Genomic DNA, 22,791 nt, shown 5'->3' with positions numbered 1-22,791 from the left:
TGCGGGATACCGCCTTCCTGCTCAGAGATAGGCAGGATGCGATCGCTTCTTTCCTGAACCATGTTCAGGAGAGTTCAGCGTGAATGTATCAGCATGAGCAGCTCAAGAGCCCTTTCAAATGGCCGCTGCAGAAGAGAACACCAAGACGTAGGGATCCCCGGCTGTTGCAGTTAACATGGGCATGGCCTGTTTATTGCGTGGGTATCATGCCGCCACTGTTGTTCCGGTTATCCGTCCGGCCCTGGCGAGCCTTGTCGGTGGGCCTGGCAGTTGTGTTGGGGATGGGAGGGTGGAGCTCTGCCCAGGCCCAGGTGTTGCTGCACGTCCCTCTGCCCAATGGGGGCTTGATGCAGGCCCAAGCGCTACAACTGGCCACCGACTCGCTGCGGCTGGCCCAGTTTGGTCAACCGGAAGAAGCGCTGCGCCGCCTGCAACTGGCCGTGGCCATGGTGCCCAACTCCTCAGAGCTGCTCTATGTTTTAGGCAACGTCCACCTAGAACTGGGGGACTTGGAGCAGGCGATTGCCTCGTTGCAGAAGGCCCGCGCCCTGTCTCCTCAAGATGGGGCTGTTCTCTACTCGCTGGGATCGGCTTATTTGCGGCAGGGCAGCTACTTTGCCGCTGCTGAAACCCTGGAACGAGCGGTTGCCCTGCAACCGGATAACCCCAACGCTCGCTTCCAACTGGGCAATGCCTACCTCATGCTGGATCGGTGGGATGCGGCCCGGCAGGAATATGAGAAGACCTTGGAGTTGGATCCCGCCTACTGGCCGGCCATGAACAACATGGGCTTGGTGGACTATGAGCAGGGGGATCTGGACGCCGCCATCGATCGCTGGGAACGCACGATAGAGATGAACAATGCCGTAGCAGAGCCCTATTTGGCCCTGGCGACTGCCCTCTACATTCGGGGAGAAACCGAACGGGCTGAGGAACTGGGGGCAAAGGCCATGCGCTTGGATCCCAACTACGCCCGCCTGCAGGTGTTGCGGGAGAATCTGTGGCGAGAAAACCTGCTGCGAGATGTGCAGATCCTCCTGCGCACCCGCCCTGTTGCAGAAGCTCTGCAGCAAGCCGCTATCGAGCAGTTCAACCGGCGGATGGGCCTCTCAGAATAGATTCAGGATAGATTTAGGAATTGACAGTGGGAAGTTCTGCAGGGGATCCCTTGAGAACTCGTGCCTGAAACTTGGCCCGAATCCGCTCGGCAATCCCGGCACTGTTCAAGCCTAGTTCTGCCAAGGATTCCTCGGGGGTGGCGTGCTCCACCCACACATCCGGCACCCCCAAGCGCAACAAGGGCACTGCCAGGTCGGCGTCGAGCAGGGCTTCGGCCACTGCCGAGCCAAACCCACCCATGAGGCAACCTTCTTCCACCGTCACCACCAAGCGGCTCTGTTCGGCCAAAGGCAGGATCAGCTCGGTATCCAAAGGCTTGGCGAAGCGGGCATTGACCACCGTGGCTGAGATGCCGTGTTCTTTCAAGATCTCCGCCGCCTGCAGGCTGGGATGCACCATCGACCCATAGGCCAGGATCAGCACCTCGCCGCCGCTGCGCAACACCTCGGCTTTGCCGATGGGCAGGGGTTCCCATCCCTCTTCTGCCAGAGGCACCCCCACGCCAGATCCGCGGGGGTAACGCATGGCGATGGGGCCCTGGGTGTACTGGATCCCGGTCACCACCATGCGCTGTAGCTCCGCTTCATCTTTGGGAGCCATTAGCACCATTTCCGGAATGCAGCGCAGATAGGCGATGTCGTACATGCCTTGGTGGGTGGGGCCATCGGCTCCTACAACTCCCGCCCGATCCAAGCAAAAGAAGACCGGCAACTTTTGGATACAGACATCGTGGATGATCTGGTCGTAGGCCCGCTGCAAGAAGGTGGAATAAATGGCCACCACTGGCCGCATTCCCTCACAGGCCATGCCAGCCGCCAACGTTACAGCGTGCTGCTCGGCGATCCCCACATCCACAAACTGATCCGGCAGCTTTTCCTTGAGCTTATCCAGGCCAGTGCCCGTATCCATAGCGGCGGTGATGCCGATGATGCGGGGATCCCGCTCGGCCAGCTTGCAGAGGGCATGGCCAAAGACCTTGCTGTAGCTGGGGGGCTTGGGCTTGGTGGGCGGGTAGGGCTTGCCGGTGGCCAGGTCGAAGCGGGATTGGGCATGATACCCCACCTGTTCCGCTTCGGCAGGCGGGTAGCCCTTGCCTTTGACGGTAGCTACATGCACCAGCACCGGGCCGGAGATGCCGTGGGCCAACTCAAAGGCATCCAACAACTCCGCCAGGTTGTGCCCGTCCACCGGCCCCACGTAGGTAAAGCCCAGCTCCTCAAAGATGATGCCTGCCTTGTTGTTTTGCACGGCGGTAACCAGCTTCACCGTTTCCTTGAGGCGGTCAATTTCCGGGCTGAGGCTGGATCCCAGTAGGGGCAGGTTCTTCAGTTGCTCTTCTAGGCTGTCGGCCAAAAACTGCACCGGCGGGCTGAGGCGCAGGCGGTTTAAATAGCGAGGGATCGCCCCCACATTGGGGGAAATAGACATGCCGTTGTCGTTGAGCACCACCATCAGGTTGGTCTTGGGCAGGTGCCCGGCGTGGTTGATGGCTTCATAGGCCATGCCTCCGGTCAGGGCACCATCCCCAATGATGGCCACCACCTTGAAGTTGTCTCCCCGCCGATCCCGAGCGATGGCCATGCCCAAAGCTGCCGAGATGCTGGTGGAAGCGTGCCCCGCCCCAAAGTGATCGAAGCGGCTCTCGCTGCGCTTCAGGTAGCCGGAAATCCCCCCCTTCTGGCGCAATGTGTGGAAATTGTGGTACCTGCCGGTGAGCATTTTGTGGGCATAAGCCTGGTGCCCCACATCCCAGATCACCTTGTCTCGATCCAGATCGAGGGTCTTGTAGAGGGCCAAGGTCAGCTCCACCACCCCCAGCCCTGGCCCCAGATGACAGCCGACCGGGGAATTGGCAGCCGTCTGCAGATGTTTGTCGCGAATCTGGCGGGCTAGGCTGCGCAACTGGCTCAGGTTCAGGTTTCGGAGCTGGTTGGGATGAGTGATGTCACTCAGGTGCATAATGGACTCGTCCTTCCGGTGTGATCTCACTCTAATTCATTTTCAGGAGGGGTTTTGTAGCCCTCCCTCTCAAAACTTCAAGGAATGCAGGGATCCCCCTTAATGCTGGGCCAAGGGCAGTAAACTACCCGACCCTGACTGCTTCGCAGTACAGTGCGGGCTTTCAGTAGCCCTGAGCCTGTTATGCTCTCCCAGAGAACAAAACAAACTCGTTCGCGAAGCGAGCCGTAGGCTTAACCTCTGGGCTGGTTTACGGCAGCCCCCAAAAGCGCAATTACGTTTGCACCATTCCAGTCCGCATCCCCTTCCCATCCACAGTGCCCACACTTAAACTGCTTCCCACTGCGATAGGATTGCGCAGGGTCGGGATGGATGTGCAAACACTTGTGACAGGTCTGCGAGGTATAAGCAGGCGGAACAAGGATCAGAGAAACCCCTGCAACTCTCGCCTTGTATTCCAGAAACTGCCTCAGTTGGTAGAACGCCCAACTGTTGGCCCTGCGCCGCTCGGCTTTGCTGCGGGGTTGTTGGTTGATACGCTCCCGTATCCCTGTCAAGTCCTCTAAAGCAATAGCGCTATTTGTGGCCTTTGCCCTAGAAACAATAGCTTTAGAGATGCGATGATTGACCCACGTTTTTGCTACGCAACGCTGACGCGACTGAAAGCGTCTCTCCTTACCAGACAGCCGTTGCAACAGTTCTCTGCATCTGCGCCGCGAACTGCGTGTGCCCTTACTGGCTTTGCGTTGGAGTACCGCCCTCAACCGGGAGTAGTGGTCTCGGACTCTGTTCAACTGCTGTCCATTCCAGTTGTCCCCCTCTGACGTATGGGCAATATCTGTCCTTCCCAAGTCCACGCCTACCACCTGAGCGGTGTTCTGCTGTTCCGGTAACTTTGCTTCCACGCAAATCTGGATGGAGTAGGAACCGTCTTTGCGCTTGACCAGAGTGGCCGATTTGGGATTGGAGCCTGCCAACTGTTCTCTCTGGTAACGGCCAATCGCCAGCTCAAAGCGCTCTCGACCCTCCACCGTGGTGAGCGACACCGTCCAGTCTTTCTCGCGGAACGAGAAGATACGGGCATCGTAGGTCGCAAAGCCCCCCTTGAACGCCTTGACGGGGCGGTTTTTCTGTCGGGCAACTTTACGGGCACCGGCCATCCGTCTGCAGACCTGTACGGCCAAGTTACTGGACAAGCCGAACCGGGCACGGATTTCGCGGTAGCACAGAGACTGAAGCTTAACGGCGTTGGCGATCTTCTCCGGTGTGTTCTGGTTCACCCAGTTCAAGGCTTGGCCGAAGGCGTCCAAGGTCGCATCCAACTTTGCGGCTTGCGACTGAGACACCTTGAGCTTGCAGGAAATGGTCAGGACTTGGGTCATGGTTATATCATCGTAACTCCGCATTCCTCCCGACCCTCGCCCTGTGGACAGAGGGCGGGGCTCCTGCGCTAGTAAGCTGAAAGGGGCATGCCAAGGAGCTTATTCAAGGGTTAGCCTCGCGTAAGGCCCTCGGTTGCTCCGGAGTTAAGGGCTAGGGCCCACTGCCGCGATGGTTTCTTCCTTTTTGTTAGCCATGAAAATCGCCGCCAACATCACCCAGCTCATCGGTCGCACCCCGCTGGTGCGGTTGAATCGGATCCCGCAATCGGAGGGGTGCCTGGCCGAGATCGTGGTGAAATTGGAGAGCTTTAACCCTGCCGCTTCGGTGAAAGACCGCATTGCCGTCAGCATGATCGAGGCTGCCGAACAGGCCGGTTTGATCACCCCCGGCAAGACCATCTTGGTGGAGCCCACCTCTGGCAATACCGGCATTGGCCTGGCCATGGCCGCTGCTGCCAAGGGTTACCGGCTCATCATCGTCATGCCTGAGAGCATGAGCCTGGAGCGGCGACTGCTGTTGAAAGCCTACGGAGCAGAGGTGCACCTGGCCAGTAGCGCCGGCGGCATGGGGGAAGCCATCTGGAAGGCTGAAGAGATCGTCCGCCGCACTCCCAACGCTTACATGTTGGGCCAGTTCACCAATCCCGCCAACCCCCGGATCCATGCTAGAACCACCGGCCCGGAAATTTGGGAAGATACCGATGGTCAAGTGGATATCCTGGTGGCAGGGGTAGGTACCGGCGGCACCATCACGGGGGCGGGCGAGTTTTTGAAGGGGAAAAACCCAGCCATTCGACTGGTGGCCGTTGAACCCAAGGCCAGTGCCGTCTTGAGTGGTGGACGGCCCGGCTTTCATCGCATTGAAGGGATCGGAGCGGGATTCGTGCCTGATGTGCTGCGGCGCGACCTGCTGGATGAGGTGATCCCAGTGGAAGATGAAGAGAGCATGGTCTACAGCCGGCGCCTGGCCAAAGAAGAAGGGATCCTCTCCGGCATTTCCACTGGGGCTGCCTTGGCGGGAGCCATCCAGGTGGGGCGGCGACCGGAAAACGCTGGCAAGCGGATTGTAATGATCCAGCCTAGTTTTGGGGAACGCTACCTGAGCACACCTCTTTTTCGCGACTTGGAGCGGGATTCCGATTCGAGATGACGATGATGCTGAGACTGCTGCCCTACAGGTCGCCCTGGCCCAGAGGGCGAGCTAGCATGGGTGAGAGTGACGTGGCGGAACGGCAGACGCGCTAGACTTAGGATCTAGTGCCGCAAGGCGTAAGGGTTCAAGTCCCTTCGTCCGCATGAGAATCCCCTACTTCCCCAGCCCCTTTCCCCCAAGAGGGCAGAAGTTCCCCCGGTCAACAGCAATGCTGACTGCCTTACGGTCGCTCGCCAGCAAGCCTAGGAGAGCCAAGGTGACAAAGCAAGCTCTCCCGCCGGCTAAAAGCAGACAGGGACACATCTCCCAGGCTAGAAGGCTTCTCGGTCCGCCTGCAGAGAAACTGGACTGGGTTGCTGCCACGAAAACCTTGGCTCTAGGCCGGAAAGATCACCTGCAGAATTTGCTCGGGGGCAATCGACTCCACCTTCCCATCGGCCCCCTTGACCGCCCGAAACGGCCCCTCTGAAGGCAGCAGCCGCAGCGGGTCGGTGGGCCCAAACAACGCCACCAGCGGCGTCTGCACCGCCACCGCCAAATGCATGGGAGCGCTATCGGCGCACAACAGCAGCGTCGCCCCCCCAATCAAAGCCGCCAGTTGCCCCACCCCCGCCGGTCGGCTCACCGGCAGCTCCGGCAGTTGCGCCAGAAAGCCCTCCGCCAGCTGCTCATCCTCTGGCCCCACCACCAGCACCAACGGCAGCTCCGGCCGCTTCTCCCGAAAACCCTTGATGACCTTGACCCAGTTGGCAGAGGGATAGATCTTCTGAATTCCCTTCTCCTGCGACAGCTGGCTGGCCCCCGGATGCAACAGCACATAATCTTGAGCGGCATCCCCCAAAAGGCGCTTGCGTTCCTGCTCTGCCCACTCCAGGTCTGCTTTTTTCAGCCGAATCTGGGGCAACCCCGCCGGCGCAGCAATGCCAAACCCCTGCACCAGGTCGTGGTACATCTGGGCAGCATACTGGGCCGGCTTCAGGGGCACCGGGTCGGTCAGCCAAGGTCGCCCCGGCCCCGGCGGCGCATAGCCCACCCGCTTGGGAATGCCGGTCAGCCACAACAACAGCTTGACCCCCAAGCTTCGGCCCAGGCTCAGCACCCCGTCGTACTGCCGCTCGCGAATCCGCCCCAGCAGGTCGCTGAGATCCCCCAACGACAGCTGTTCTTTGAACGGAAAAGTCAGCACCCGGCTCACCGAAGGGCAAACCTCATAAGCCCCTGCTGCCCGCGGCTCCACCAGCACCTCCAGCTCCGCCTCCGGGAAGCGCTGCCGCAAACTGGCCAAGGTGGGAAAAAACAAAATCTGGTCACCAATCCCGCCCGGCACCAAAGCCAGAATCCGAGGTGCCAAAGGGGCTTTAGCTGCTGGAGAAACCGCCTGCATAAAGCATCCTGTAGAAAGCTGTATCCAGCCTAGGGGATCCCCGCTTACTCTATCTCAGATTGGGTGGATAGATTCAGGGCCAGCTCGACCCGCGGAAGACAAACCCCAGAACCCTTCTGGGCCAGAGCGTTGTGTACACAGGCTCTCATCCGCGATGATGGGCTGTGGCCGCCACCTTCTGCAAAGGCAGCACCATGACGGAGGAGCCGATTCCGCTGCTGGATTTGACGGGGCAGTACCGCGCTTTGGCCGGGCTGTTGCAGCCGCAGCTGGAAGCGCTGCTGGCCTCTGGCCAGTACATCGGCGGGGCGGCGGTGCAGCGCTTTGAGGAGCAGTTTGCCCAGTTTTTGGGGGGTGGCTCTTTGGAGGCCGTCGGCTGCAATTCCGGCACCGATGCCTTGGTGTTGGCTTTGCAGGCTTTGGGCATCCAGGCGGGGGATGAGGTGCTCACCAGTGCCTTTAGTTTTTTTGCCTCGGCTGCCGCCATCAGCCGGGTGGGGGCGCGTCCGGTGTTTGTGGATGTGGATCCGTGCACCTTTAACCTGGATCCGCAGCTGCTGGAAAAGAGCATCTCCTGCCGCACCAAGGCGGTGGTGGTGGTGCATTTGTTTGGGCAGGCGGCCAACATGACGGAGATTGTGGCGGTGGCCCGGCGGCATGGGTTGGCGGTGGTGGAAGATTGTGCCCAGGCGGTGGGGGCCTGTTGGGGGGGCAGGCCGGTGGGCACGTGGGGAGAGGTGGGCTGTTTCAGTTTTTTTCCCAGCAAGAATCTGGGTGCGGCGGGGGATGGGGGGGCGGTGGTGACGCGGGATCCCCAACTGGCCAGGCGGGTGCGGGCGCTGCGGGAGCATGGGCAGACCCGTCCGTACCACCACGAGTATCTGGGTCTCAACAGTCGTTTGGATGCGCTGCAGGCGGTGATTCTCTCGGTGAAGTTGCCTTATCTGCGGGAGTGGAACTGGCGGCGGCAGGGGATTGCGGAGTGTTACCACCGCTTGCTGCAAGGGATCCCGGGCTTGATGTTGCCCCAGGTGGGGGTGGGGGGGAACTCGGTGTGGCACCAGTACACGGTGCGGGTGGTGGGTTCTGAGCCGTTGGATTCGCGGCGGCGGGACTATTTGCAGCAGGGTCTGAAGGAGCGGGGCATTGGCAGTCGGGTTTACTATCCTCTGCCGTTGCCGTTGCAGCCGGTGTACCGAGGGCTGGGCTACAGGCGGGGGGATCTGCCCAATGCCGAGCTATGTGCGGCTCAGGTGTTGTCTTTGCCGTGTTTTCCTGAGTTGACCACCTGTCAACAAGAGCGGGTGGCTGCGGCCATTGCTGAAATCCTCTCAGAAAAAACCTGCCCGTAGCACTGGTTATGGTGATTTCAAATTACACTGAAGCAGCTTGTAGATTCCAGACCTCTTTCTCCTTTGGAGAGGGGCCGGGGATGAAGGAGTGATGAGGGGACTGCGGTGTTGTGGAAACGAAGCCGAAAACTAGTTCCACTACTTCAACGGACGGGAAACCTGGGGATCTTCTCCTCAGAGCAGGAATCAAGGCGCCAGGTTCGTTTTCTGCGCCGCTTCCGCTTTACCCGTATTGGGGGGCGGTTTGTCGGGATCGCCCTGTTGGTAAGTATTGCTGCTTTCAACACCGGCAACAATCCCCTGTATTTGTTGCTGGGAATGCTGCTCAGCCTTATTCTCATCAGTGGCACCCTCTCTGATCTCACCCTCAAAGATCTGGAGGTCAGCCGGCAGTTGCCTAGCCGCATTTTCGCTGGCCAGCCTGTCTTAGTGGGTCTCACGCTGGTCAATCGCAAACGGCGCCTGCCCAGCTTTTCGTTGCAGGTGAGCGAACGCATTGAGGGGCTGAGGCGGCAAGATTGGCCTTCCAGCTATGTTTTGCGGGTGGATCCCGGTGCCAAGGTGGACACTTTTTACCAGCATACTTTTTCAAGGCGGGGAGCCTGGCAGTTGCAGGGTTTTGAAGTTGCCACCAGCTTTCCATTTGAACTCTTCCGCAGGGCGGTGGAAATTAGGGATCCCCAAATGGTGATCGTGTTTCCGCGGCTCGCCTCGGTTCAAGGATTGGTGCTGTGGGATCAGCTCAGCAGCGGCAACCAATTGCGCCCCCAACCCGGTCGAGAGGGAGACTACCTGAGCTTACGGCCCTACCGCCCCCAGGACGATGTGCGTTCTGTCCACTGGAAGATCTCGGCCAAACGGGATCAACTGATCGTGCGGGAGTTGGAGCGTCCACGAGCCCAGGCCATCACCCTCTGTTTTGAAAACCGCTGGCAGCCCCAGAAAGAGAGGCCCGAGATCCATCGAGACAAGTTGGAGCGAGCTGTAGAGCGCTGTGCCGGGATCCTCTTCTACTTGATGCGAGAAGGTTACCCGGTAGCACTTGTTACGTTACAAGAGCGGACTCCTTTTGGGTCAGACCTGGCCCATCAAGATCACCTGCTGACCGTGTTGGCACGACTTACTTTTGTCGGGGATCCCCAGCTCAGCCCTCCACTGGAAAGAGAACCTGATCCCTCTGTCAAGTTTGACCTCACCCCTCAAGATCGCTGTGTGCTGCTGGCCCATCCCGACCAGGATGGAAAATCTGCCCCGGCCCATCTCATCCACACGGGATCGCTGTTGCAATTTATCCCAATTGAGTGAGCTTCAGACCCATTTTGATAGCAGGATCCATCTGAGATTGTTTGGAAAGCTTGGGCGCAGATCCTTGCAAAGCTTTAGGTTAAACTGCTGAAGAAGTGGTGGTTCACTGCTCCAACTTTTGTCGCAATTCTGGAATGGCCCGCCGCATTTGTCGATAGCCCTCCTGAATAATCGGATCTGCTTGATGAAAATCGAAGATCCCATACTGGCTCAGCTTGGGTTGTAAGAGCAAATCCGGCGGATGTTCGGCTAAAACACTGCGGGTAACGATTTGCTCCATCACGTTCAACGTCTTGCCAATAACGTCGAAAATATTGGGACCAGAGGGCTCATCTGGAAACCATTGGCTAATTTTTTCTTGGATCCCTTGTTGTAGGGATTGATAGCGTTTGCGAATGCGGGTGATGAAGTTGGTTTCTTCTTCGATCACTTCTCCTTCAGCATTCAAGCGCTGTCGCCGTTGAAGGGTTTCTTCCACCTCTGTTTCTTCCAGTTGCGACTCCACATCCGCGGGATCCACATGGTTGAGATTGACCGCGATGACAACATCGGCCCCCATCTCCCGCACCACCCGCACTGGCACCGGGTTGACAATGCCTCCATCTCCGAGATAGCGCCCTTCGTGGTGAAAGGGTGTAAAGATCCCTGGGCTAGAGATGCTGGCCCGCACGGCATCTGCCATTTTACCCGAACGCAACAGCACCTCCTGGCCTGTGATCAAGTCGGTAGCCACACAGCAAAAGGGGATCCCGGCCTCTTCAATACACAGCTCTTGCAAATGTTCTGTCAGCAGCTCATAAATTTTGTTGCCATCCAGCAGGCCACAGGTGGGAAAGACCACATCAAACAAAGACAGGATCATCTTCCAGTTAAGATCTCGCACAAAGTCTTCCAGCTCATCCAGTTCTCCCGCTGCATAAATGGCTCCCACAAAAGCGCCAATGCTCGTCCCAGCAATGTAGTCAACGGAGATCCCAGCCCGCTCTAGAGCTCGAATCACACCAATATGAGCCCATCCCCTCGCTCCGCCGCTGCCCAGTGCTAATCCCAGTTTTTTGCCCATGATTGCTCCCTCAAAAAGAGACCCAAAAGACCTCAAGAATCCTAAACCTTGCTCCCTCTAACAATTAGGTACCTGCCCTTTCCCGCAGATCGGAAGGCAGATAACTGCGTTCCCCTAAGATTTCCAGAAGGGGGCCATAGCGGTCGAACTTGACCACGCTGACCGAGGCGGCCAAAACCTCAATGCGATCCCGGTAGCGACCCAGGTCGATGCCCAGCAGGCTGCAGAGAATAACCCGAATGGTGGCCTTGTGGGAGACGATCAAGACGTGGCCGCCTGTCCATTTTTCCTGGATCTCAGCCACAACCGGCATAGCCCGATTGGCAATTTGCACAGCGGTTTCCCCCCCTGGGGGCGCATTCCAGGCTGGCTCGGTCATCCAGCGCCAATAGGCTTCTGGGTAGGCTTCTTGTGCCTCGGCGTGGGTTTTGCCCTCCCACTCGCCATAGTGAATTTCTCTTAGGCCCTCTCGAATCTGCATCTGCAAGCCAACTTTCTCGGCCAGGGGGCTTAGGGTAGCCAAGGCGCGCCGCATCGGGCTGACGTAGAGAGCTTGCCAAGGGATCCCAGCATAGGCTGCGGCAAAGGCTTCTGCCATTTGTTTGCCTTCGGGGGTGAGGTCGGGATCGAGAGCGCCGCAAAAGCTGCCGGAACGGCTGTAGGGAGTTTCTCCGTGTCTAAGGAGGTAAAGTCTCAGGCTCATGGGAAATATGCTTATGGGAGCGAACTTTGCCACTCTAGCTGCCCAACTTTAAGCTCTCCTTATCCCCCCTCGGGGCGGTGGTTGGTGGTGGGGATGTAGATGCGGCTGCCCGCCCACTGCAATTTTTCCCGCAGAGTGCGAAAGTAGGAGAGCTCTTTTTCCAGGATCATCAGCTTGGCCGGTGTAGGCGCTTGCTGAATGTGAACCCACTGGCCGGGATTCACCGACTGAGCCAACACGCCATCTGTCCACAGGCGGGTCAACCCTTCGGGATCGGCAAGAGGCCAAATGTCCACCCTGGCTGTGCCGCTGATGACAATAGGACGGCTAGACAAACTCAGGGGACAAATAGGGGTGATGATGATGGCGTCGAGGGTGGGCTCGAGGATGGGGCCATTGGCTGCCAGAGTGTAAGAGGTGGATCCCGTCGGTGTGGCCACCAGCACGCCATCCCCGTGGTACTGATCCAAAATCTCTCCGTTGACCTCGATCTCCATGATCGCGGCGGGCAGCCGTTCTCGGTTGATCGGCTTCAGGCAGATCTCATTGAGGGCATAGTAGACTTCGCTGGCCGGACGGCCTTGCGACTTTCCCTCTCCACGGGCGGCCAAGGGATCCCCTTGCCCCAACTGCGGCTGTTCCCAAATCTGGGCTTGCAACATCATGCGGGCTTGCAAGAAAAAATCCCCCGCCTGGATACGATCCCAGGGATCCTGCTGCAACACCCGCTCCGACTGGGCCAAAAACCCCAGCCTACCCCCCGCTTTGATCGGCAAAATCGGGATCCCATGGGGAGCCAGGTATCGTGCCGCCGCCAACACCGAGCCATCTCCCCCCAGCACCACTGCCAGATCGATGGGATCCGAGGTGGCCTCCAAAAAGACTGGGTAGGGGTTGTGGTGCAAGCCGGTGGGAGCCGTTAACACCGTAACGCCGCGCCGGCGCAACTGCTCCGCACACCTCTGGCAGGCGGCCTTGCTCTCCCGATCCCCCTCTTTGTAGGCAATCACCACCAAGCCCAAGTCCATGGCTGACCTCATCAAGGGATCCCTGTCGATTGTCCCCTTCTTCAGACTGGGGATTGCTCAGGATAATCCAGACTATCCCCCCCAAAGTTAACCAGAAAATGTTCTCTTGGACGGTGAAACCGATCACCGCAGCTCTCCCTTGAGCGTCACTGCCCCCGCCAGAGCTTTCTTCTACAACTTTTAAGTAACAGTTAAGTAAATCTGAGAAGTCACCTTGAAGAATCAACCGAAAACCCCGCCATTTCCAACAGATGGCCCCAATCCGGATCCCTGAGTTCAGCCACCGGCGTAGGCTGGTGCAGACCTCAGCAATTCGGTTTATGGTATGGACATTCCCCCTGCAATTCCTCTTCTCCAAGCTGCAAACCCATGACCGCAGATCTCACCAACCGCATTTTGGGCAACCGCTACCAGCTGATTCAAGAAATTGGTAGCGGTGGTATGGGATCCGTCTTCCGCGCCTTAGACTTACACAACAACGGCCAAGAGGTAGCTGTCAAGATCTTATATGCCCCCATGCTGCTGAGCCGGGGCGACTTCCAGACAGACTTGCGCCGTCGCTTTGCCGAAGAGATCCGCGTTAGCACCCTTCTGGGGCAGCATCCTCGCATCGTCAAGGTTTTGGATCACGGCCAAGAGGGGGAGCAGGCCTACTTGGTGATGGAGTACCTTAAGGGGCAGGATCTGGGCAAGCTGATCCGAGAAAAAGGGGCTTTGCCGGTTCGACAAGCCGTTCGACTAGCCTTGCAGGCCTGTGAGGGGCTGCACTTTGCCCACACGTTTCAGGCCAAGGTAGAGGGTCGCGAGATTCGGGGTGTCATCCACCGCGACATCAAACCCAGCAACCTCTTCATCGAGCAAGTTTTTCAAAACGGCAAGCTCATCCCCCAACTGAAAATCCTCGACTTTGGCGTGGCCAAAACCCTGGCGGATCACACCCTCAGCCTGGGCACCCAAAAAGGGGGAGGATTTATCGGCACAGCTCGCTACGCCTCTCCCGAACAGATACGGGGCAAAGCCTTGGATGCCCGCTCGGATATCTACTCCTTTGGGGTAGTGCTCTACGAGATGCTGACGGGATCCATGCCCTTTCAGCTGGAAACCGACTCCCTGCACAGCTGGATCCACGCCCATTGCTACGAAAGCCCAATCGAGATCAACCCGAAGGCAGCCCCCCAGCCGATCCCCCCCCCTTTAGCAGCCGTGGTGATGGATTGCCTGAAAAAAAACCCAGACGAACGACCGCAAACGATGTGGGAGCTGGGGGAACGACTGCTGCAAGCCTATGACCTGACGGCAACCACCCAACTCTCTAGTGGCCAAGCCAGCACTGTGATCCTGCCCACCGGCAGTGCCAAGCCTCAACAGGATGCTCCACCCTCTTCTGACCCCAAGCCACCAATCCAAACCACCCGCAATACAGGATCAGCTTCTGGAGCCTTTGAAGATATCCGCGATGAGGATCTGGATCTCATCGAAGATGAGCCGGTCTCTCCCCCCTCCCCAGGTGCAGGGATCCCCTATTACATCACCGAGCGGGAACCCTCCTCAGCAGAAGCTTCGCCGGAAACACCGGATCCCTCTCCCCAAAGTGGGGGCGAAACTCCCAAAACGCCCTCCACAGTGATCCCAGCCAGCAACGCTCTCCCGACCGTTCAGGATCCCCCCGTCGCTCGCCCTGCCACGCCGGCACGAACCGATACTCCCCGCACTCGCCCTCTGCGGCAAGCTGCCCCCCAAACGGTTCTGCAACCTTCCGACAGCAACCTGAAGTGGGTTTTGGCCGGGGGATCCCTGGGCGTTATGGCTTTGCTGGCCGTCTTTTTGCTGTGGCCACGCCCAACGATCCGCGATAGCCGGGAAGAACCGGATCCGATCCCTACCGCTGAAGTAACCCCAACACCTACACTCGAACCTGCTCCCACTCCAACGCCGACACCCACCCCGACTCCAGCACCAACACCCACTCCGGTGCCAACGCCCACCCCGACGCCGACGCCCACCCCGACTCCAGCGCCAACACCCACTCCGAGACCGACACCCACCCCGACTCCAGCACCAACACCCACTCCGACACCGACGCTTACCCCTATCCCTCGATTCACCCCGCTTGTCCCTCGTACTCCTACCCCCACCCCGACTCCATCCCCCACTCCCACTGCCACACCTGCCCCAGCAACGCCAACACCTGCGGCAGAGCTGGCCCTCAGCGGCGAGTGGCTTTACGAGGGAGGATCTTTTATCTGGCAGGGATCCCTGTGCAAGGTCAATGTTGCGGCTGGCGTCCAGGAAACCGTCTCCATTCGTCAGGAGGGCAACCAGATCAGCGTTTCCTCCCCCAGCTTTTCTGAGCGCAGTGGCCAGCTCATCGGCAACCAACTTTCTGTTAGCGGCAGAATAGGGGGTAGCGGTACCCCAACCGTTGCTTGGAGTGGCACGGTCAGCCCTGACGGGCGCGTGATTCGCGGCAGAGCCACCTGTGGCAGCGCTGACTTTGCCATCAAGCTCACCCGCCAGAGCTAGAGGCCGACACCCCCCCCTCGGTCTCCGCCACCGCCGTTTTCCCTGTCGTCAGGCTTCTGCTGGATGGGAGGGGGAGGAGGAGGCGCGGCAGAGGTTTCCCTCACCACCTCGAGGGTATAGGGACCTCGGCCTGGGCTACCCGGAGCAACGCTGCGGGCATTCTGGGCCCAGTAGCTTTCCACCAGCACTAAGTAACAGCGGTCTAGCCGTACTGGGATCGTCAGCTCGGAGGTGGTGAAATCACCAGGCTTTGCGTCATCGTTGATGAAGAAGAATTCCGGATCAGTCTCCCTGTTGACATCAAGACCAAAGATGACCAGCACAGGGTCGAAGACTGGACTAGTTAGGCGGATAGTAACTCCTGTAACATTGGCTGCAGAAGGAAAGTAAAGGAATCCATCGACATAAAAGGTAAACGTGCCAGGGGGAGGTGGAACTTCCCGGGCATTTATGACATTGTCCCTCTCATCGAAGTAGATCTCCAAGTCGCTATTTGGCCCCAAGGTTCCACTGCGCCTATCCCCCTGTCGGCGCAGACCAATCGATGCAAAAAGGCCTGGACTGAAGGCTTGTTCGCAGACGTTCACCAGAGGCGGTATTGTACTCCCTCCACTTCCTCCACAGCCTGCCAAAACCGCAGCTGAGGCCAAAAGGCCCAAGAAAACCCTCTGCAGGGATCCCTGCGGAGCTCTAGAAGCATTCGATGCTGGCCCTGGCATAAGCACTCCTCCGGACACCGGATGTCAATGTTCCTCTAGATTACGATGCTCTGAGCAATTCTCAGCAAAATGCAGATCACTGACAGGATTTTCCCACGTTTAGGCTTGCACCGGCCTGGGGGGGCTGTTCCGCTGTTGACCTCGAGAAGGGAGCTTCCAGAGTGTAGTGGAACCATTGAGCCCATCTTGTCCTCAGGAAGGGATCCAGAGCAAAACCCTTTTTCGCAGTGGGCTAACCACTACTGGCGTCGGGCTTCCTGGTGAGGAAGAAATGGGCCAGGGCTGCCACACATTCTCGATCTTCGAAGAGTAGGTGGCATCGCTGCCGAACCTCCTCAGCCATGTGGTAGCGAAACTCAGAATCGGATCCCAGTTTTACGGCCAAATCCTCATAGCTTTTCAGATCCGAGGCAATTAAGCTGTCCAGCTCCATTCTTTTGAGAATGGCATAGGTATGCCGCCCCCGCATCAGCTTTCCAGGGCAAGTGATCACAGGTAATCCGACCGCAACGGCCTCTAAGGTGGTGATCCCACCTGACCAGCCATAGGAATCTAACATAAGATCGGCACAGCGGTTGAGATCCAAGTAGTCTTGATAATCCAATCCGGGCAGGATCAGGCAGTGGTCTTCTACATTGAGGCCATACAAAGAAAAAGCCCGGGTGAGCCGTTCCCGAAATTGTCGGCCAATAGCAGCATTGGGTAGAGCCAAAAAAACAAATTGAGCGTTGGGCACTCGCTGAGCAATAGCGGCAAAAAGATAGTCATATTGGGGCAGATATTTACCCAAGTATTGACAAGCTAGGTAAACCACTGCGTTTCTGCGCAGGCCGAAATCCTCTCGATAGCGCTTTTGCTGAGGCAAAACCGGCTTTTCGAAGCAAGTGCCCAAATGAGGTAAACGAATCAGGGTTTCACTATAATGTTCTTGAGCATCCTCTGGCTCCATTAAATCGCTGGAGAGGAAATAGTCAATCGTAGAAAGTCCAGAAGTTATAGGATGAGCCCAAGTGGAGCACTGTATCGGTGCCAGTCGCAGGGAAGCCAGTTGCAGAATAAGAGGTGAAAGACTAATCTCCAAATACACCAAAATATCTAGCTGATCCTGCAGGATTTGTCGGGCTGCATCCTCAAGTCCGGTGGGAATGTGTCGAAACACATCGGCATATTGACGATACCGTTCTGTCATGAAATCGGTTCTGGGATCCAAGTGATAAGCGAAAACTTGAAACTTCCGCTCAAAGTTAGCCTGTCCATCAATCCAATTGGCATTTAGGTACTTAACCCAACCCAGAGATAAGCGGCTGTAAGAGCAAGCTCGCATGGAAGCTGAGGCAAACCCAACTCGGATGGGATCCCCTGGTTGGGATTGGCAAGGAAGATATCTCCAATCGGGATAACAGGCGTTGACTATGCGTTGAACAAACTGGGCATATTTTTTCTGCAAATCCAGGTCGTTGTAGCCTTGGTACTGTAGGTAGTGATTGGTTCCCAGTCCTGATGCCCACAGCGCTGTGCGACGTTGCTCCTCTGTTTCTAGGGGAGTTTCCTCAATAAGACGATCCAGGTGCTCAACAAAGCGAGCACGAAAGGAGTTGAGCTCTTCCTCGCTCTGATAGACTGCCGGCAAGTAGAGATGATAAAACCAACGAGCCTGTTCTAACTGGGGATCCAAAGCCAATGCTTTCTCCAGGTGATCCAAGGCAACAGCGTGTTCTCCTTGATCTCGGCAGGCGATAGCCAGATTCAGATGCACCTCTTCCAAAGGGATCCCTGTCTGTTCATCCGAGTTTTCCAGTAGAGGATTGAGTAGGGCAATGGCTTCTTCGCTACGTCGCAGGTTAACTAAGATTTTTCCAGCTTGAAAGGCAGATCCAGCAGCGTGTGGATTCAGTTTCAGGCTTTGCTGATAACAGGATAGCGCTTCCTCCAGTTGACCCAAAGACTCATAGACGACACCCAAATTGTGGTGATACAGAGCCACTTCGGGATGTTGCTCAATGGCTTCTGCAATGAGAGCCGCTGCCAATTCCGAGTCTCCTCTGGCTTGAGCTACCGTTCCCAACAGGTGAAGGGCATCTGCATGCTCAGGAAAATCCGCCAAGATTTCGGAGTAAATGGCCTCTGCTTGTCGCAAATCTCCTGCTTGCTGGGCTTGGATCCCGGCTAGAAGTTTGTTTGTAAGTATCCAGTCTGACATCTACTACAAGATGGCTAGAAATTCTCCTGACTTGTCTGCCCAGTATAGTTTTTTCCAGTTATAGTCAGTTCAGTTAGGGATAAGATGACTTTACAGGCAAGATAACATGCAGGTAGACCTAAAGAGGAAGCTTAGATCTGAGAGAGAGTCGTATTTGTTCCGCTCCGTGGCTCATTTTTTTACTTTGTTCAGCTACTTTACCTAAATGTAAGCTCTGCTCAGGTAACAGAGACAGCCGTAGTTACCTTGAGAAATCTCCCCCTGCCAGAGGAGATGAGAGGGATCCAACATCTGGTCAATCTGCTTGCGGTCTTGCTCAGAAGTAAACTCCACGTAAATCACCTTGATGTCTTTGAGCTGCTCTTGCAAGCTGGTCAACACCTCCACCTCATCTCCACCTGTAGCCACCCTGAGCACATCGATGGGCTCCAAACCCAACTCCTTGAGGGCTGCCCTGGCTTCCCGGAAGCAGAGCTGGCCGTGCTGACAAAGTAGCGCACATCAGAGCGGGGCGAGTAACGAAAGGGCTCCGGCAGCTCTCCCCCAAACACCCAGTCCAGCAGGTTCTGAATGCGGTGGCGGGGATGCCAGTGTTGGTCGAAAGTGTGATAAGCGCGGCGGGCAATTTGAATGGCCTCCTGGGGATGGTCTAGGTAGTAGCGGATTTTCTCCAGGAGTTGGGCTTCGGAGTTGTAGGTGTCGCAGTAGGTGCCGGGCGCCAAAAGTTCGTCCAATCCTGAGGCGAAGGAGAGCTGGTCGGTGAGCAGAAAGCCCCCTGCAGAAATCACTTCCAGGTTCCTTAAGTTCAGATCCCCATTTTGGCTGCAGTTAAAGGAAATCAGAGAATGGGCAAACCATTTGGCTGCCTCTTGGCGGTTGGCTGTTTTGATGAGGATGGGCAAATCTGCATTCTTTATGGCTTGAACCAGCCGGCAACGCCTGGGATGGCGGGATCCCTGTTGGCCGATAAAGACCACTTGATTTTCTCTATCTTCCACCCAATCGTGGGTAACAGTGCGCATGGAGATAAGAGGCAACCAGGCAAGATTCTCAGCGCCTGCTGCGGCAAACCAGTGCAAATGCTGGAAGTTATAGGCAGTAGCGACGTAATCAAAGCCTTCAGTAGCCCAGTAGGCCAAGAGATGGTTGATGGGAAGTTTCCAGTGGTGGGTGTCTCCAGCTAGCAAGAGTGTGGGGCATTTAAACTTCCTTGTATTTAGGGGATTACTCTGGTCAAAGCTGGAAGTCCAAACAATAACTAGGTCAAACTCCTTATTTGTAATTTGCTCAGACTGCTGCACAAAGTCATAGAGGTCATAGTCTCCCTCTGGGCACTCCACCAATTCCTTAGAGAGATTGACAAAGTTTAGTCCAAAGCCCTTGGCTCTCCTCTTGGGGCAAAGACTGACCTGCCGATCTGAAAGCTGTGGGGGCGGGATATAGTCTGGCGGAGTTGGCCAATTGAGGAGAATTCGCGGAGCATTGGCCTTGATGTCTTGCATTTCTCGACTCCCCAAGTTGAGCGGCAGGTTCTTCTAGCTCCTACAGGCTACTAGGATTGGACACAACAACAAGGGATCTCTGTTGCCCTGGAAAACGATAAGCCGAGCATAGGTTATAAGCAACCCCATGGATCCCTGTCTGCAAGAGCCGAATCCAGTTTACCTGCCTGGATGGCCCCTACCCAAGACGAGCTCTCCTACGACAATGGCATACCCATGGAAAGCTGGCGGCACACGTGCCAGATGGACTTGCTCATCTCCACCACCCATGCCGAGCGAGGTTTTGAGGCTGTACCCAGCGAAGTGGGAGGGTAGGAGGCCACCTGGATTCTGTGGGCCACTGCCGCTGGGGAACTGATGCCTGCCAAGGCTGAACTGGAGCAGCAAAGGGCTGAGCGCCTGGCCTAAAAGTTGTGAGAACTGGGGGTGGATCCGGGTACATTAAGCTAGAGCAGACGTCAGGGATCCCTCCCCATGGATTGCCAAGACCTTGCTCAGGATCTTCTCCTAGAACTGGAGCAAGCTCAGAGTCTCACCCAGCTCTTAGATTGGGCTTTAGCCTGCCTTCCTAGCCAGCAAATCTTCTGCCAGATTGGCTGGGAAGAGTCCGCAGCTGTTTTGCAGGCAATGCTTCGCTATCCTGAAAAGTTAGCAGTGATTCTACGGAATCCCCTACAGAGCTCATCCGAAAAGTCAATCAGCACAGAAGATATCCAAACCCAAATTTCTCAGTTGGGATTAGAAGAACGGGTTCTACTCCTAGAAGGCCCCATTCCTGCCCTTTTGGCAGATCTCGGTCAATGTTTCCCAGAGACCCAGATTGGCGTTTGTTTCTGGACTGAACTCACGGACTACCGTACCTGTCTGCTTCAGTCTTTGCTACTGCGGGATTACTTGGCCGACTCAGCCCTATACTTGGTCAACCATTGCCGCTACGGAGCCATAGCCCAAGCCAACCTAGATTTGATGGGGATAGATCCCAGTTTTCATCTGCAGAAGGTTTTGCCCAATCTAGGCCAAGGGATCCATCTCCTCACTTGGGATCCCCAGCACAAAGGGTTAACCGAGCAGGATCTCGCTCACATCCAAGCAATTGGCCCTGGATCACTGCTGGCAGCTAACCCGGTATTCCTGACTTTTACCCAGCCGGATCCCTCAGAACCCAACCGGTTTTACCCCTGTAAATACATCAAGCTGGATAACTTCCTGCCTCAAGAGCTCAACCAAGCCATTCTCCAACATGCCATTACCCACCAAGACAAGTTTATCCCTTCCAAGAGCTACAGCAAGAGCAACACCGAGGCAGAGTCACTAAAATTTCGCCGCTCCCTGAGGCTGGACTTCGCTTACTTTCAGGAGCATGGATCCCTGCTGCGAGAAAAAATTGCGGCTGTTGCTCCCCAGATTTTTGCTGAGCTAGGCATTGAGAACTTTGACATTCAAATCTTTGAGATGGAGATGATTGCCAGCCATGATGGCTGCTTCTTTGCCGCCCACACCGATAACTCCTACCCACAAACTGCCTTCCGCCAGGTGAGCTGCGTATATTACTTTCACAAAGAGCCAAAGCCTTATCGAGGAGGTGAGCTGCGCATCTACGATACCCAAAGGCAAAAACCTCATTCACCAATCCTGCACGGGGCATACGATGAGGTAACCCCTACAAATAACAGCATCGTCTTCTTCTCCAGCAGTTGCCTACATGAGATCCTGCCGGTATTTAGCCCTAGCCAAGCCTTTGCCGATAGCCGCTTCACTATCAATACTTGGCTAGGAGCCAAGCAATTCACCTAAAGGCTTGCAGCTCCACCATGGCCAGAGTTTGCATAATTACCACTGTTCGGGATCCAGGCGTGTGCTTGGAGTCGTTCATTCGCTATCACCTTGCCCTTGGAATTGCCCATATTTATATCTTCTTTGACGATCAAGTAAGCGACGATATATTCCAGGTTACGTTTCTAAACCACGAAGCAGCTCCCGAAGCGTTTGAGATCGAAGACTACTTCCGCGAGGTCACTTTATTTAAGAGAAACCCTGCTATTTTGGATCCCGGATTCTATACCCAGTTTCAGAAGATCTCTAGTAAGAGTCAATACTTTTTGGCTTACCAGAATGGAAAGTCAGCAGCTCGGATCTATCCCTCTCTTCTGCCTAACAGCGTACATAGCTTTGATATTCCAGAATGTCATACCTTGGTAACATCATTCCCCTCTATTTTGCACTACTTAAACTGCGGCTTTCAAAACTACTATAAAAAGTATGCTCAACTGGGAAACTTTCCTGACTACTGGTGGCGCTCAAAGTCTAATCCTATTCGGGTGCCTTTTCACTTAACCTCACGAGACGCTTATTGCTCAGGAGATAGAACTTGCATGGCAGCTCTTTATCAAGAGTTCATACTTTACAGCAGTCCTGAAACCAACTAGAACCTCATCGAAAAGGGTATTCTTACTCGCATCTCCTACCCATCACAGTTACTGTCCTCGCTCTAGTTCACTGGTTTAGCCTAGAGCCCTTGCCTACTCTTGAGGGAGACTGGAGCAACTGAAATAAAAAAGCTCCCCACAGGGAGCCACGGAGTACATAAAGTAGAGATAGAAACTAGTCAAAGACGTTGCAGCTCTTACCAACAAAGGTAGGCTCAGTAGCCACAGCTGTCTCCTCTGCTCCCAGCCCAATGGTGCATTGAATGTTTTCACCAGACCTGTTGATGTATGGAGCACCGTTGGATGTTGTGTCCCAGCGTATTCCCTGAGGCGTATTAGAAGAAATATTGGTGGCCACTGGTTCCTGGTAGTTGGGAGCCCTCCACGGATCGTTCATGTACTTGTCACCATAGTCTCCACCTTCCTTGATCGTAGCATACTCTTCAGGATAGACGCCGAAGTCGAGTCGGTAGACTTCAGAGGCACGGCCTACTTCAGTGAGAGCCGCTTGAGCTTCGGCTGTACGGGAGCGGCGCACTTGGTTTAAGAACTGCGGGATTGCCACTGCAGACAGCACACCCACAATCACAATCACCACCAACAGCTCAATCAGGGTGAAGCCCTTGGCTTTGGAGAGAATTTGCTGAGCCAGTTTGGCCCGCAACAGAGACTGACGAGACTTTGCGCTCATGAGTACCAGATCCTTTAGCAAACTAGAGAGTTAACTGTGCAGCTCACCTGCTAGTGCTAACTTACCCCGCTCAAGGGCGATTCATAACAGCCTGCTCCCTGGCGCAATTGCGGATTTTTGCCAGATGAGCCTGACACAGGTCAGTGGTTTAGCTGAGCCGGCCTCAGCATGGCAGATTAAGACTAGCACTGATACATTTACGCTGAACACTGCTGAACATCACTGTTCAACTATGCAGCGATAGCATTCTGTTTGTTTCCATTCGCGTTAGCGGGACGGAGT

General features: G+C 56.1%; 18 protein-coding genes and 1 pseudogene. 8 read left to right on the top strand and 11 right to left on the bottom strand.

Features of this window, described 5'->3' with window-relative positions:
* Positions 1–206: 206 nt before the first annotated feature.
* Complete coding sequence (locus ACVWXF_RS11820) at positions 207–1,118, top strand: tetratricopeptide repeat protein (protein WP_457474481.1); 912 nt, start codon at positions 207–209, stop codon at positions 1,116–1,118.
* A gap of 13 nt (positions 1,119–1,131) precedes the next feature.
* Here the strand turns inward: ACVWXF_RS11820 and dxs are convergent, their stop codons facing one another.
* Both dxs and ACVWXF_RS11810 read right to left on the bottom strand, forming a co-directional pair.
* Complete coding sequence (dxs, locus tag ACVWXF_RS11815) at positions 1,132–3,078, bottom strand: 1-deoxy-D-xylulose-5-phosphate synthase (protein WP_011433570.1); 1,947 nt, start codon at positions 3,076–3,078, stop codon at positions 1,132–1,134.
* A gap of 99 nt (positions 3,079–3,177) precedes the next feature.
* Positions 3,178–4,460: pseudogene (locus ACVWXF_RS11810) on the bottom strand (RNA-guided endonuclease InsQ/TnpB family protein).
* A gap of 193 nt (positions 4,461–4,653) precedes the next feature.
* On the opposite strand from ACVWXF_RS11810, the gene cysK reads away from it, so the two are divergent.
* Positions 4,654–5,610, top strand: coding sequence for a cysteine synthase A (gene cysK, locus ACVWXF_RS11805; RefSeq protein WP_011433569.1), 957 nt, complete (start codon positions 4,654–4,656; stop codon positions 5,608–5,610).
* Positions 5,611–5,989: 379 nt separating this feature from the next.
* Here the strand turns inward: cysK and ACVWXF_RS11800 are convergent, their stop codons facing one another.
* Complete coding sequence (locus ACVWXF_RS11800; RefSeq protein ID WP_457474480.1) at positions 5,990–6,997, bottom strand: glycosyltransferase family 9 protein; 1,008 nt, start codon at positions 6,995–6,997, stop codon at positions 5,990–5,992.
* Between the two features lie 194 nt (positions 6,998–7,191).
* On the opposite strand from ACVWXF_RS11800, the gene ACVWXF_RS11795 reads away from it, so the two are divergent.
* Both ACVWXF_RS11795 and ACVWXF_RS11790 read left to right on the top strand, forming a co-directional pair.
* Positions 7,192–8,349 carry a DegT/DnrJ/EryC1/StrS family aminotransferase gene (locus ACVWXF_RS11795; RefSeq protein WP_457474483.1) on the top strand — a complete coding sequence of 386 codons (1,158 nt, stop codon included), beginning with the start codon at positions 7,192–7,194 and terminating at the stop codon, positions 8,347–8,349.
* 261 nt (positions 8,350–8,610) lie between these two features.
* Positions 8,611–9,654, top strand: coding sequence for a DUF58 domain-containing protein (locus tag ACVWXF_RS11790; protein WP_457474479.1), 1,044 nt, complete (start codon positions 8,611–8,613; stop codon positions 9,652–9,654).
* Between the two features lie 103 nt (positions 9,655–9,757).
* On the opposite strand, the gene ACVWXF_RS11785 is transcribed toward ACVWXF_RS11790, so the two are convergent.
* From ACVWXF_RS11785 to ACVWXF_RS11775, 3 genes are all read right to left on the bottom strand, one after another.
* Positions 9,758–10,717, bottom strand: coding sequence for a patatin-like phospholipase family protein (locus ACVWXF_RS11785; RefSeq protein WP_457474478.1), 960 nt, complete (start codon positions 10,715–10,717; stop codon positions 9,758–9,760).
* Positions 10,718–10,781: 64 nt separating this feature from the next.
* Positions 10,782–11,420, bottom strand: a complete 639-nt coding sequence (locus ACVWXF_RS11780) for a histidine phosphatase family protein (RefSeq protein WP_414390208.1) — start codon at positions 11,418–11,420, stop codon at positions 10,782–10,784.
* Positions 11,421–11,479: 59 nt separating this feature from the next.
* Entirely contained in the window at positions 11,480–12,448 is a 969-nt protein-coding gene (locus ACVWXF_RS11775; protein WP_457474482.1) for an NAD(+) kinase, read from the bottom strand.
* A 369-nt stretch (positions 12,449–12,817) separates the two neighbouring features.
* Here ACVWXF_RS11775 and ACVWXF_RS11770 point away from each other — a divergent pair, with 369 nt between their 5' ends.
* Positions 12,818–14,971 carry a serine/threonine protein kinase gene (locus ACVWXF_RS11770; RefSeq protein ID WP_457474477.1) on the top strand — a complete coding sequence of 718 codons (2,154 nt, stop codon included), beginning with the start codon at positions 12,818–12,820 and terminating at the stop codon, positions 14,969–14,971.
* Here the strand turns inward: ACVWXF_RS11770 and ACVWXF_RS11765 are convergent.
* The 4 genes from ACVWXF_RS11765 to ACVWXF_RS11750 all read right to left on the bottom strand — a co-directional run bounded on the left by ACVWXF_RS11765 (position 14,968) and on the right by ACVWXF_RS11750 (position 19,392).
* Positions 14,968–15,456 (bottom strand): hypothetical protein, encoded by a 489-nt coding sequence (locus ACVWXF_RS11765; protein WP_457466617.1) that lies wholly within the window; start codon positions 15,454–15,456, stop codon positions 14,968–14,970. The genes ACVWXF_RS11770 and ACVWXF_RS11765 overlap by 4 nt on opposite strands.
* Positions 15,457–15,922: 466 nt before the next feature.
* Positions 15,923–17,890 (bottom strand): O-linked N-acetylglucosamine transferase, SPINDLY family protein, encoded by a 1,968-nt coding sequence (locus tag ACVWXF_RS11760; RefSeq protein ID WP_457474476.1) that lies wholly within the window; start codon positions 17,888–17,890, stop codon positions 15,923–15,925.
* Between the two features lie 201 nt (positions 17,891–18,091).
* Positions 18,092–18,322, bottom strand: a complete 231-nt coding sequence (locus tag ACVWXF_RS11755; RefSeq protein WP_457474475.1) for a hypothetical protein — start codon at positions 18,320–18,322, stop codon at positions 18,092–18,094.
* Entirely contained in the window at positions 18,265–19,392 is a 1,128-nt protein-coding gene (locus tag ACVWXF_RS11750) for a glycosyltransferase family protein (protein WP_457474474.1), read from the bottom strand. Before ACVWXF_RS11750 ends, ACVWXF_RS11755 begins: the two co-directional genes overlap by 58 nt.
* 171 nt (positions 19,393–19,563) lie before the next feature.
* On the opposite strand from ACVWXF_RS11750, the gene ACVWXF_RS11745 reads away from it, so the two are divergent.
* The 3 genes from ACVWXF_RS11745 to ACVWXF_RS11735 all read left to right on the top strand — a co-directional run bounded on the left by ACVWXF_RS11745 (position 19,564) and on the right by ACVWXF_RS11735 (position 21,818).
* Positions 19,564–19,707 (top strand): hypothetical protein, encoded by a 144-nt coding sequence (locus ACVWXF_RS11745; RefSeq protein ID WP_011432125.1) that lies wholly within the window; start codon positions 19,564–19,566, stop codon positions 19,705–19,707.
* 561 nt (positions 19,708–20,268) lie between these two features.
* On the top strand, positions 20,269–21,186 hold the full coding sequence (locus ACVWXF_RS11740) for a 2OG-Fe(II) oxygenase (RefSeq protein ID WP_457474473.1): 918 nt from the start codon (positions 20,269–20,271) through the stop codon (positions 21,184–21,186).
* Between the two features lie 65 nt (positions 21,187–21,251).
* On the top strand, positions 21,252–21,818 hold the full coding sequence (locus tag ACVWXF_RS11735; RefSeq protein WP_457474472.1) for a hypothetical protein: 567 nt from the start codon (positions 21,252–21,254) through the stop codon (positions 21,816–21,818).
* 175 nt (positions 21,819–21,993) lie between these two features.
* Here the strand turns inward: ACVWXF_RS11735 and ACVWXF_RS11730 are convergent, their stop codons facing one another.
* Positions 21,994–22,509, bottom strand: a complete 516-nt coding sequence (locus tag ACVWXF_RS11730) for a type IV pilin protein (protein WP_457474471.1) — start codon at positions 22,507–22,509, stop codon at positions 21,994–21,996.
* Between the last annotated feature and the right edge of the window lie 282 nt (positions 22,510–22,791).

The sequence above is a fragment of the Thermostichus sp. MS-CIW-40 genome (assembly GCF_054058315.1).
This window is presented reverse-complemented; position numbering and strand designations above follow the sequence as displayed.

Excerpts from the sequence above, each read along its gene's own strand:
- cysK (WP_011433569.1), top strand. The coding sequence starts at position 4,654 with ATGAAAATCGCCGCCAACATCACCCAGCTCATCGGTCGCACCCCGCTG.
- ACVWXF_RS11820 (WP_457474481.1), top strand. The coding sequence starts at position 207 with ATGCCGCCACTGTTGTTCCGGTTATCCGTCCGGCCCTGGCGAGCCTTG.
- ACVWXF_RS11770 (WP_457474477.1), top strand. The coding sequence starts at position 12,818 with ATGACCGCAGATCTCACCAACCGCATTTTGGGCAACCGCTACCAGCTG.
- ACVWXF_RS11775 (WP_457474482.1), bottom strand. The coding sequence starts at position 12,448 with ATGGACTTGGGCTTGGTGGTGATTGCCTACAAAGAGGGGGATCGGGAG.
- ACVWXF_RS11795 (WP_457474483.1), top strand. The coding sequence starts at position 7,192 with ATGACGGAGGAGCCGATTCCGCTGCTGGATTTGACGGGGCAGTACCGC.
- ACVWXF_RS11780 (WP_414390208.1), bottom strand. The coding sequence starts at position 11,420 with ATGAGCCTGAGACTTTACCTCCTTAGACACGGAGAAACTCCCTACAGC.
- ACVWXF_RS11800 (WP_457474480.1), bottom strand. The coding sequence starts at position 6,997 with ATGCAGGCGGTTTCTCCAGCAGCTAAAGCCCCTTTGGCACCTCGGATT.
- ACVWXF_RS11745 (WP_011432125.1), top strand. The coding sequence starts at position 19,564 with ATGGCCCCTACCCAAGACGAGCTCTCCTACGACAATGGCATACCCATG.
- ACVWXF_RS11750 (WP_457474474.1), bottom strand. The coding sequence starts at position 19,392 with ATGCAAGACATCAAGGCCAATGCTCCGCGAATTCTCCTCAATTGGCCA.
- ACVWXF_RS11785 (WP_457474478.1), bottom strand. The coding sequence starts at position 10,717 with ATGGGCAAAAAACTGGGATTAGCACTGGGCAGCGGCGGAGCGAGGGGA.
- ACVWXF_RS11730 (WP_457474471.1), bottom strand. The coding sequence starts at position 22,509 with ATGAGCGCAAAGTCTCGTCAGTCTCTGTTGCGGGCCAAACTGGCTCAG.
- dxs (WP_011433570.1), bottom strand. The coding sequence starts at position 3,078 with ATGCACCTGAGTGACATCACTCATCCCAACCAGCTCCGAAACCTGAAC.
- ACVWXF_RS11760 (WP_457474476.1), bottom strand. The coding sequence starts at position 17,890 with ATGTCAGACTGGATACTTACAAACAAACTTCTAGCCGGGATCCAAGCC.